General features: G+C 72.1%; 10 protein-coding genes. 3 read left to right on the plus strand and 7 right to left on the minus strand.

The features are described 5' to 3' along the window. Positions 1–708 (plus strand): ArsR/SmtB family transcription factor (locus BWR60_RS34070; RefSeq protein WP_275542414.1); only part of this gene is annotated, 708 nt, incomplete at its 5' end. A 4-nt stretch (positions 709–712) separates the two neighbouring features. Here BWR60_RS34070 and BWR60_RS34075 read toward each other — a convergent pair. Next, on the minus strand, positions 713–1,927 hold the full coding sequence (locus BWR60_RS34075) for a benzoate/H(+) symporter BenE family transporter (protein ID WP_088157462.1): 1,215 nt from the start codon (positions 1,925–1,927) through the stop codon (positions 713–715). A gap of 203 nt (positions 1,928–2,130) precedes the next feature. On the opposite strand from BWR60_RS34075, the gene BWR60_RS36695 reads away from it, so the two are divergent. Beyond that, positions 2,131–2,319 carry a hypothetical protein gene (locus BWR60_RS36695; protein WP_144445855.1) on the plus strand — a complete coding sequence of 63 codons (189 nt, stop codon included), beginning with the start codon at positions 2,131–2,133 and terminating at the stop codon, positions 2,317–2,319. Positions 2,320–2,330: 11 nt separating this feature from the next. On the opposite strand, the gene BWR60_RS34080 is transcribed toward BWR60_RS36695, so the two are convergent. The 5 genes from BWR60_RS34080 to BWR60_RS34100 all read right to left on the minus strand — a co-directional run bounded on the left by BWR60_RS34080 (position 2,331) and on the right by BWR60_RS34100 (position 8,483). Beyond that, positions 2,331–3,440: an ABC transporter permease gene (locus BWR60_RS34080; protein ID WP_088157464.1), complete on the minus strand. Its 1,110-nt coding sequence runs from the start codon at positions 3,438–3,440 to the stop codon at positions 2,331–2,333. A gap of 1 nt (position 3,441) precedes the next feature. Then, positions 3,442–4,602 (minus strand): ABC transporter permease, encoded by a 1,161-nt coding sequence (locus BWR60_RS34085; protein WP_088157466.1) that lies wholly within the window; start codon positions 4,600–4,602, stop codon positions 3,442–3,444. 256 nt (positions 4,603–4,858) lie between these two features. Continuing rightward, positions 4,859–6,610, minus strand: coding sequence for an ATP-binding cassette domain-containing protein (locus BWR60_RS34090; RefSeq protein WP_088157468.1), 1,752 nt, complete (start codon positions 6,608–6,610; stop codon positions 4,859–4,861). A gap of 251 nt (positions 6,611–6,861) precedes the next feature. Further along, positions 6,862–7,860: a secretion protein HlyD gene (gene hlyD, locus BWR60_RS34095; protein WP_088157470.1), complete on the minus strand. Its 999-nt coding sequence runs from the start codon at positions 7,858–7,860 to the stop codon at positions 6,862–6,864. Continuing rightward, positions 7,857–8,483, minus strand: coding sequence for a TetR/AcrR family transcriptional regulator (locus tag BWR60_RS34100; RefSeq protein ID WP_088157472.1), 627 nt, complete (start codon positions 8,481–8,483; stop codon positions 7,857–7,859). Before BWR60_RS34100 ends, hlyD begins: the two co-directional genes overlap by 4 nt. A gap of 141 nt (positions 8,484–8,624) precedes the next feature. Here BWR60_RS34100 and BWR60_RS37430 point away from each other — a divergent pair, with 141 nt between their 5' ends. After that, the gene (locus BWR60_RS37430; protein WP_179222063.1) at positions 8,625–9,251 is read left to right on the plus strand and encodes a hypothetical protein; all 627 of its coding nucleotides are present in this window, start codon (positions 8,625–8,627) and stop codon (positions 9,249–9,251) included. Positions 9,252–9,538: 287 nt separating this feature from the next. On the opposite strand, the gene BWR60_RS34110 is transcribed toward BWR60_RS37430, so the two are convergent. Beyond that, positions 9,539–10,595, minus strand: a 1,057-nt coding sequence (locus BWR60_RS34110; RefSeq protein WP_343216434.1) for an ABC transporter ATP-binding protein, incomplete at its 5' end; no start/stop codon positions are given.

Genomic DNA, 10,595 nt, shown 5'->3' on the forward strand with positions numbered 1-10,595 from the left:
ACGCCGATCAATCCGGGCGTCGCCCGCACCGCCCAGCTGATCGCCGACCCGGCCCGCGCCAACATGCTGAACGCGCTGGTCGACGGCCGGGCCCGCCCGGCGGGCGAGCTGGCCTATGCCGCCGGGGTGACGCCGCAGACCGCCAGCTCGCACCTCGCCAAGCTGGTGGAGGGCGGGCTGCTGACGGTCGAGACCGAGGGCCGGCACCGCTATTTCCGCCTCGCCGGCGCCCATGTCGCCCAGGCGCTGGAGCAGCTCGCGGCCATCGGCCCGCCGGCGGCCGTGCGCCGCAAGCCGCTGAGCCGCGATGCCCGCCAGTTCTGCTTCGCCCGTTGCTGCTACGACCACCTGGCCGGCCGGCTGGGCGTGGCGGTGACCCGGGCGTTGCAGGAGCGGGCGCTGATCGTGCCGGCGCCGGAAAAGCGGTTCGAGGTGACGGCGGACGGGCATGACTGGTTCGCCGGAATCGGCCTCGATGTCGCTTCGCTGCGCCCGACCCGGCGCGGCCTGGCCCGGCAATGCCTGGACTGGACCGAGCGCGAGCACCATCTGGCCGGGCCGCTCGGCGTTCAGTTCCTGGCGCTGCTGTGCGACAAGGGCTGGCTGCGGCGCTCGCCCTCCTCCCGCGCGGTCGAGGTCACGCCGCAGGGCTGGGCCGGGCTGAAGCAGCGGCTGGGCGTGCCGCCCGGGCTGGACGAGACCGCCTGAGCCGTCAGATCTTCAGCCGCCCCAGCGCCATCATCGCGCCGCCGGCCACCAGGCCCCAGAAGGCGGCGCCGATGCCGAACAGGGAGAGGCCGGAGACGGTGGTGACGAAGGTGACGACCGCCGGCAGCCGCTCCTCCTCCCGCGCCAGGGCGGTCGACAGGGCGCCGCCGAGGCTGCCCAGCAGCGCGAGGCCGGCCACCGCCTGGATCAGGAGCGGCGGCGAGGCGGCGATGAAGGCGGCGGCGAAGCCGGCGAACAGGCCGATCACGACATAGACCGCCCCGGCCACCACCGCCGCCGGCCAGCGCCGCGCCGGGTCGGGATGCGCCTCGGCCGAGGCGCAGAGGGCGGCGGTGATCGCCGACAGGTTGACCGCATGGCCGCCGATCAGCGCGGCCAGGCCGCTGGTCACGCCGGTGGCGACGAACAGCGGCCCGACCGGCGGGCGGTAGCCATTGGCGTTCAGCACCGCCAGCCCCGGCACGTTCTGCGACGCCATGGTGACGATGAACAGCGGCACGGCGATGCCGACCAGGGCACCGGTGGTGAAGGCGGGGGCGATGAAGACCGGCCGCGGCCACAGATGGGCGAAGGCCTCCGGCGGCACCGCCGTGGTCAGGCCGATCATCGCCAGGGCGGCGACGACGGCGAGCGGCACGGCGTAGAGCCGGGCGAAGCGCCAGGCCAGGGCCCAGACCAGCACCACCGGCAGGGCCAGCAGCGGCATGGCGCCGACCGCGCGGGCCGGAGCCAGGCAGAGGTCGAGCAGCACCCCGGCCAGCATGGCGCTGGCCAGCGGCACCGGGATCGCGGTGACCAGCCGGCCGAAGGGCCGCCACAGCCCGGCCACCACCACCAGCGCGGCGGCCACCAGGAAGGCGCCGACCGCGGCCGCGAAGCCGCCCGCCGGCATGCCGGTCGCCACCAGCAGCGCCGCGCCGGGGGTCGACCAGGCGATGCTGATCGGCAGCTTCGACCGCCAGGACAGCAGGATCGCCAGCAGCCCCTGGCCGATGCAGACGGCGAGCAGGCCGGAGGCCGCCTGGGCCGGGGTGGCGCCGGCCGCCGTCAGGCCCTGCAGCACCACGGTGAAGGCGCTGGCGAAGCCGACGATGGCGGCCAGCACGCCGGCCGCGACCGGCTGCAACGCCGAGCCGCCGCGCGGCGCCACCGTCACGCCGCCCGGCGCGTCGAGGGTGGAGGAAGTGTCGGTCCGCATCGCCGGCCTCTGGGCTGGGCCGGGGCAGGGCTGCCGACCGGCGGCCTCAGACCCTAAGGCCAGACGCCGCACTCCGAAACAGATCAATTGTTTGGATACAACCGTAACCGGTTTCGGGCTTGCAGCGGAGCGCAGCGGGGAGGAGGATCGTAGGATTGGGGTCCATGCCGTCGACAGGCGACGGCGCCCGGGGGAGTTGCATCATGCGGAGTCCGGCAATTCTGTCGATGATCGTGGCCGGCGTCGTCATGGCCGCCTGCTCGTCGCCGCAGGTCCCCGGCGACCAGTTCAACGTGTCGGTCCACAACCCGACGCCCGCGGCGCAGGACCGGACCGCCCCGGCCCGCGAGCCCGGCGACGACCTCTACAACCGCGTCGTCCCGCTGCCTTAAAGGGCTGGCCCCTACTCCATCCTTCGCCGGAACATCCATGCGGCGGCGCTGAGCGTCGCCAGGGCGATCAGCGCCAGCGGCACGGTGTTGCGCAGCATCTCCTCGACCGGCAGGCCCTTCAGGAACACGCCGCGGACGATGACGATGAAGTAGCGCAGCGGGTTCAGATAGGTCACCGGCTGCAGCCAGCCCGGCATGTTGTCGATCGGCGTGGCGAAGCCGGACATCAGCGTCGCCGGGATCATGAACAGGAAGGATCCGAGGATCGCCTGCTGCTGCGTCGCCGACAGCGACGAGATGAACAGCCCGACGCCGATCAGCGCCAGCAGGTAGAAGAACACCCCGGCATAGAACATGCCCAGCGACCCGCGCAGCGGCAGGCCGAACCAGATCACCGCCGCCAGCAGATAGAAGCTGCAATGGCCGAAGCCGATCAGGAGCGACGGGATGGTCTTGCCCAGCAGGATCTCGTGCACCCGGAGCGGCGAGACCAGCAGCTGGTCGAAGGTGCCGAGCTCCCGCTCCCGCGCGATCGACAGGCCGGTGACGATGAGGCCGATCAGCACGGCGATCACCGCGATCAGGTTCGGCACCATGAACCATTGCGTGTCCAGCGCCGGGTTGAACCAGAAGCGCGGCACCGCGGCGTCTGTCCCCTCGGCCACGCCGCTGGGGCTGGCGGCGTCGGCGGCCATGCCGGCGACGATCTGCGAGATGTAGGTGCCGGCCAGCTGCGAGGCGTTGGAGCGGCGGCCGTCCAGGATCACCTGCACATCCGCCGGGCGCCCGGCGGCGATGTCGCGGGAGAAGCCGGGCCCGATCTGCACCGCCGCCAGCACCTGCTGCCGGTCGATCGCCTGGCGCAGCGCCGCCGGCGTGTCGACCGGCAGGATGCTGCGGAAGTAAGGCGAGCCCTCGACCCGCCGCACCAGCTCCTGGCTCCAGGCGCCGCGGTCGCGGTCCAGGAGCGCGAGGTCGACATTCTTCACCTCCATCGTCGCGGCATAGGCGAAGACGAAGAGCTGCAGGATCGGCGGCACGATCAGGATCATCCGGCCGCGCGGGTCGCGCAGCACGGCCAGCAGCTCCTTGACCACCAGGGCCTTGAGGCGCCTCCACATCTCAGGCCAGCCTCTTCCGCATCAGCCGCGCGGCCAGGGCCAGCAGGATCGCGCCCTCGACCAGCAGCACGGCCATGTTGCGCAGGTACAGGGGCCAGATGTCCCCGGCCAGGAACACGGTCTGCAGCGCCGGCACGTAGTAGCGCGCCGGCAGGATGGTGGTGATCCACTGGATCGGCTCCGGCATCGAGCCGATCTCGAACAGGAAGCCCGACAGCAGGAAGGCCGGCAGGAACCCGGCCACCAGGGCCAGCTGCGACGCCAGGAACTGGTTCTTGGTGGCCGAGGAGATGATCAGCCCCAGCCCCAGCGCCGGGCACAGGAAGGCGGCGGAGACCAGGTAGAGGGCTCCGATCGAGCCGCGGAATGGCACGCCGAACAGCACCACGGCGACGAAGGCGCACAGGGTCAGCGACGCCAGGCCGAGCGCGAAATAGGGCAGCACCTTGCCGGCCAGCAGCTCCGCCGCCGTGACCGGCGTCGCCATCATCGCCTCCATCGTCCCCCGCTCCCACTCCCGCGCCACCACCAGGGCGGTCAGCAGGGTGCCGATCATGGTCATGACGATGGCGATGGCGCCGGGCACCAGCGTGTTGCGGCTGACCAGCTCCTGGTTGAACCAGACGCGCTGCTCGACATCGATCGCGGGCGCGCCGTCGGCGCCCTGCCCGGCCGCGCGCATCGCCCGCCAGCCCGACAGCACGCCCTGGGCGTAGGCCATGACGAAGTTGGCGGTGTTCGGGTCGGTGCCGTCGACCAGGATCTGGATCTGCGGCGAACCGCCGGGCCGCGCCGCCTCGGCGGCGAAGGTGGCGGGGATGACGATGACGCCCTTGACCCGGTTGGTCACCAGATCGTCGGCGAATTGCCGCCGGTCGGTGCCGATGCGGGCGTCGAAATAGCGCGAGGCCTGGAAGGCGGCGGCGAGGTCGCGCGCCTCCGGCCCCGGGCTCTCCACCGCCACGCCGACCCGGGTGTGGTCGGCGTCGAGCGACAGGGCGTAGCCGAACAGGAACAAGAGCAGCACCGGCAGCACCACGGCGATCAGCAGGCTGGACGGGTCGCGCAGGATCTGCCGGCTCTCCTTGCGCAAGAGCGCCCCGAACCGGCGGAGCCGGTCGGCGCGGGAGTGGGCGGGGGCGTCGTGGACCGAGGGGGTCATGGGCTGTCCCCGAGGCGGCCGGGAGCGGCAACTCCCTCACCCTGCATCCCCTTTTTGTCCCCCCTCCCCTTGCGGGAGGGGGGTAGGGGGAGGGGTCTGCGCGCGTCTGCGCGCGAATGGCATGGGAGCAACGCTGCGACCCAAGCCGGCTTGCCGAGGCCTGGAATCGGCTCGTGCCGAGAGAACCCCCGCCCCCTACCCCCCTCCCGCAAGGGGAGGGGGGACTTGTTTTGCTCGAGCTGAGAAAGGAGCCCCATCACGCCGCCTCCCTCGTCTCATCCGACGCCTCGACCAGGGCGATGAAGGCGTCCTCCATGGTCGGGTCGGGATGCCCGCTGTCCGCCACCCTGGCCTTCAGCTCGTCCGGCGAGCCGAGCGCGATCGAGCGGCCGCGATAGATCAGCGTGATCCGGTCGCAATACTCGGCCTCGTCCATGAAATGGGTGGTCACCAGCACGGTCACGCCGCGCTCGACCAGGCCGTTGATGTGGGTCCAGAACTCGCGCCGGCTGATCGGGTCGACGCCGGAGGTCGGCTCGTCCAGGAACAGCACCTCGGGCTCGTGCATCACGGCGCAGGCCAGCGCCAGGCGCTGCTTGAAGCCGAGCGGCAGGGTGCCGGCCGAGCGCGACCGCACCTCGCCGAGCGCGAAGATCTCGGTCATCAGCCCGATCTGGCGCTGCGCCCGGCGCCGGTCGAGGCCGTAGACGCCGGCGAAGAAATCGAGGTTCTGGGCGACGCTGAGATCGCCGTAGAGCGAGAATTTCTGCGCCATGTAGCCCAGGCGGTTGCGCGCCTGCGCCGCGTCGCGACGCAGGTCGAAACCGGCCACCCGCCCCTCCCCCGCCGTCGGCTTCAGCAGGCCGCACAGCATCTTGAAGGTGGTCGACTTGCCGGCGCCGTTGGGGCCGAGCAGGCCGAAGATCTCGCCGCGCGGGATGTCGAAGCTGATGTCGGACGCGGCGGTGAAGTCGCCGAAGCGCTTGGTCAGGCCGCGCGCCTCGATCACCGGCCCGTCGCGCGGCGGCAGCGCCTCGCGCGCCTCGGCCAGCTTCGACCGGCCGCCCGGGCCGCCGCCGAGGATGTCGACGAAGGCGTCCTCGAAGCGCGGTTCCGCCGGCTTCACCTTGGCGGCGGCACCCGCCTCCTCCGGCGGCGCCGGGGGATGGTCCTTCTCCTTCGTCACCAGCCGGATCGCGGTGCCCTGGATGACGCCGTCGATCACGCCGGGCCGGTCCAGCGCCGCCGCCAGCACCTGCCGCCGCCGGCCCGCGACCCCGGTCAGCCGGAACACCCGGCCCTCGACCCGGCCGGTCAGCCCGTCCGGCTCGCCCTCATAGAGCAGGTTCCCTTCGTTCAGCAGCAGCACCCGGTCGCATTTCTCGGCCTCGTCGAGATAGGCGGTCGACCAGACCACGCCGATGCCTTCCCGGGTCAGGTCGCGCACCATGCCCCACAGCTCGCGTCGCGAGATCGGGTCGACGCCGACGCCCGGCTCGTCCAGCAGCAGCAGGCGCGGCTTGCGCAAGAGGGCACAGCCGAGTCCCAGCTTCTGCTTCATGCCGCCGGACAGCTTGCCGGCCAGCCGGCCGGTGAAGCGCTTCAGGTCGGTGAAGGTCAGGAGCTCGTCGAACACCGCCGGCCGCTCGTCCTGCGGCAGGGCGCGGAGATCGGCGTAGAGGTCGAGGTTCTCCTGCACCGTCAGGTCCTCGTACAGGCCGAAGCGCTGCGGCATATAGCCGATCGCGGCCTGGATCGGCGCCGGCTCGGCCCGGCTGTCATGGCCGAGCACGGTCAGCGCCCCCTCCTCCGGCCACATCAGCGCGGTCATCAGCCGGATCAGCGTGGTCTTGCCCGCCCCGTCCGGCCCGACCAGACCGGTGATCCGGCCGCCTCCGATCGCGGCGGTGACCGCGTCCAGCGCCGGCCTGCCGGGCCCGAAGCGCTTGGTCACCCCGTCGATGCGGACCAGGTCCGTGGGGGCGGAGATGGGGTTGTTCGACGGCATGGCCTATCCCCTGACCCTGGTGCTGTCGGAGCCAATCCAAACCAAACGAGTCCCCCCTCCCCTCGCGGGAGGGGGGTAGGGGGAGGGGGTTCTCGCAACCCGATCCGGCCTGGACTGGGGTAAGCCAACCTGGGCGGCGAGTTTGATCCCTTGCCCATTCGCGCGCGGACGCGCGCGGACCCCTCCCCCTGCCCCCCTCCCGCAAGGGGAGGGGGGACAAGAAAAAGACGAGCGGAGGGGAGCAATTCCTGTCATCTCGGCACGCGCACCGTCACCGGCATGCCCTGGCGCAGGGCCGAGTCGGGGTCGTCGACGATGATGCGCAGGCGGTAGACCAGGTCGGTGCGCAGCTCCGGCGTCTGCACCGTCTTCGGCGTGAACTCGGCGACCGGGGAGACGAAGCCGACCCGGGCATGGTAGGGCCGGTCCGGCCTCGTATCCGTGACCACCTCGACCATCAACCCTGGATGCACCCGGCCGAGATCGGGCTCCGCCACATAGGCGCGGATCCACACCGGCTTGGTCAGCGACAGCACATAGGCGACGCTGCTGGGCGCCATGATCGCCCCGGGCTCCGCCACCCGCGACAGGATGATGCCGTCGGCCGGGGCCTTCAGCGTGGCGTCGGCCAGCGCGGTCTCGGCGGTGGCGAGGTCGGCCTGGGCGGCGGCCAGGTTGGCGCGGCCGGCGGCGATGTCCTCGGCCCGGTTGCCCTCCAGCAGCAGCTCCAGCGCCTGGCGCGCGGAATCGAGCCGGGCCTGGGCCATGTCGCGGTCGGCCTGGGTCTGGTCCAGCGTCGATTGCGGCGCGTTGCCCTTCTGCCGCAGCTCCTGGGTGCGGGCGAAGGCCAGCCTGGCATTCTCCAGATCGGCCTCGCGCTCGGCCACGGTGGCGCGGCCCTGGGCGATCTCGGCGGCGCGCGGCCCGGCCACCAGCTTGTCGAGATCGGCCTGGCGTGCGCCGACACTGGCCTTCGCTGCGGCGACGCTGTCCTGGAACGGCCGGTCGTCCAGCCGCGCCAGCACCTGGCCGGCGGTCACCGCCTCCCCCTCCTCCAGCTTCATCTCGACCAGCCGGCCGGAGACGCGGAAGCCGAGCTCGGCCTGGCGGATGTCGACATTGCCGTAGAGGGTCAGCGTGTCGCCCCGGCCCTGGCGCCAGCCCAGCCGGCCGGGCAGGTCGAACCACCAGCCGGCGGCGACGGCGGCCGCAAGCAGGACCGCGACAGCGGCGAGGGTGCGTCGTCTCATGACCGCACCTCCGCCGCCAGGCCGCGCAGATAGATATCGAGATGCCGGTCGATGAAGGTGCCGAGGTCGAAGCTCTCGTCCTGGCGGACGAAGGTGGTGCCCCAGATCACCGCCATCAGCAGCGGCGCGATCATCAGCCGGGCGGCGTCCGCCGGGTCGACCGGCCGGATCTCGCCGGCGGCGATGCCGCGTCGGATCAGGCCGGAGACGGTGTCGAGCATCCGGTCGATCACGGTCTCGCGCCAGAACTGCGCCAGCTCCGGAAACTGCGGCGATTCGGCGATGATCAGGCGCGGGAACTGCTGCAGCGGCGACCCCGCCACCGTCTGCATGATGGCCCGCAGCAGCCGCGGCAGGATCTCCAGCACCGGCGTTTCGGGCCGCGCCGTCTCGCCGATCAGCCGCTCGACATTGGGCAGCACCGACTGGCGCACCAGCGCCTCGAACACCGCCTGCTTGCTGGGGAAGTACAGATAGACCGTGCCCTTGCTGACCCCGGCGCGGGCGGCGATGTCATCGATCCGCGTCGCGGCGAATCCTTTCTCCACGAACAGGGCGAAGGCCGCCTCCAGCAGCTCCGCCGGCCGCGCCTCCTTCCGCCGTTTCCGCACCGCCTGCGCCATCGCCGGTCCGCTCGCCTTCGTTAATGACTGACTGGTCAGTTATTAACGAAAAGGTGATGCGAGTCAAGAAGGGCGGCAGCGAGCCGTCGGCGGGAAATAAGGCAGTGGTATTATCGGCAGCCTTTGTTCATGATGTGTTCCATGGATGAGGCGCAGACCGATCTGGAGTCGGAGGCCCCGCTCGCTCCCGCCGAGGAGCGGGCGGCGCGGCATCTGCGCCTGCTGGCCCGGATGGCCGAGATCCAGATCGAGGTCGCCGAGGCGGCGCGGACCGAGGCGGTCGAGGCGCCGCAGCCCGGCGTCGACTACTGCCAGCGCATCGCCGTGATCGCCCGCTCGCTGCGGCTGACGCTGCTCTTGGAGCAGACGATGGGCGAGGCGCGGCGGGAGGAGCGGCGCCGGGCGGCGGGGCGGCAGGTCGCCGTCACCCAGGGCGACCGCTCGCATCGCGTGTTCCTGGCGGTGGCCGCGGCGGTCGGCGAGACGGCGGAGAGCGAGGCGGAGGATGCCCGGCTCTGCCACGAGGTGCGGGAGTATCTCGAGCGGCCGGAGGTGGCGGAGCGGGTCGAATCCTGCCCGGCGCCGGCGATGGTGGCGGAGCTGTGCCGCCAGTACGGGCTGCCGGTGGAGCCGGAGGAGTGGCTGGCCGTCGCCGATGCGGCGCTGGAGCAACTGGGCTTCCTGGCGCCGGCCGACGATCCGCCGGAGGACTTGCCGGCGCCGCGCTCCGCACCCGGCCGCAGGTCCAGGCCGCCCGACACGGGGTGAGGGCCCTTTTCCTTGTCATTGCCGGGCTTGACCCGGCAATCCAGGGGCCACAAAGAGCCGCTCTCGCCGCCCCTGGATCCTCGGGTCAAGCCCGAGGATGACAGATGGGGGGTGTCATTGAAAACTCGACCCACGGAACCGGGTGTTTTGCCTCTCCCGCTCGCGGGAGAGGTCGGAGGCGCTCGGCACCTCCGGGTGAGGGGGTTTGTCGAGGCCGGAGCCCGCCCTCACCCGGCCTCTCCCGCCAGGCGGGAGAGGCGACGCCAAGGGCGATGCCTGCCCCGCCCCTACGCCGCTGCGGCCCGGTCCCGCCGCTCCTCCACCGCGTGGCAGGCGACCTGGGCGTCGCCGGCGGCGAGCGGCTGCGGCACCTCGCTCCGGCAGCGGTCATTGGCCAGCGGGCAGCGCGGATGGAAGGCGCAGCCGGGCGGCGGGGCGATCGGGCTGGGGATCTCGCCCTCCACCATCCGCCGCGGCCGGCCGGTCATCTCCAGGTCCGGCAGCGCGTCCAGCAGCATCCTTGTGTAGGGATGGCGCGGCGCCCGGAACAGGGAGCGGGCCGGCGCCAGCTCGACCATCCGGCCGAGATAGACCACGCCGATCCGGCTGGCCATGTGCCGGACCACCGCCAGATTGTGGCTGATGAACAGGTAGGTCAGCCCGTCCTGCTGCTGCAGATCCTTCATCAGGTTCAGGATCTGGGCCTGGACCGAGACGTCGAGCGCCGAGGTCGGCTCGTCGCAGACGATGAACTCCGGCTGTGACGCCAGCGCCCGGGCGATGCAGATGCGCTGGCGCTGGCCGCCGGAGAACTCATGCGGGAATTTCCGCCCGTCGCGAGGGTCGAGCCCGACCCGGCGCAGCAGCCCGGCCACGGTCTCCGCCGTCTCTGCCGCCGAGGATGCCAGGCGGAAGGCGCGGATCGGCTCCGCCACGATGCGGTCGACCCGCCAGCGCGGATTCAGGCTGGCATAGGGGTCCTGGAAGATCATCTGGATGCGGCGGCGCAGCCTCGCCAGCTGCGCCTTCTTCGCCGGGTCCGACAGGTCGATGCCGTCGATCAGCACCGACCCGTCGCTGGGCTGCAGCAGCCCCACCGCCAGCCGGGCGATGGTCGACTTGCCGGAGCCGGATTCGCCGACCAGCGCCAGCGTCTCGCCCCTGCGGATGGTGAAGCTGACATCCTGCACCGCCTTCAGCGTCAGCCGCGGCGCCCCGCCCAGGAGGCGGGCCAGCCAGGGCTGGGACAGGTCGAAGCGGCGGCTGAGCCCCGCCACCTCGACAACCGCATCCGTCGTCATGCCCGGCCTCCTTCCACCAGCCAGCAGGCCGCCGCCCCCTGCC

This window comes from Inquilinus limosus (genome assembly GCF_002195995.1).
In the GTDB taxonomy this organism is placed as follows: Bacteria; Pseudomonadota; Alphaproteobacteria; order DSM-16000; family Inquilinaceae; genus Inquilinus; species Inquilinus limosus_C.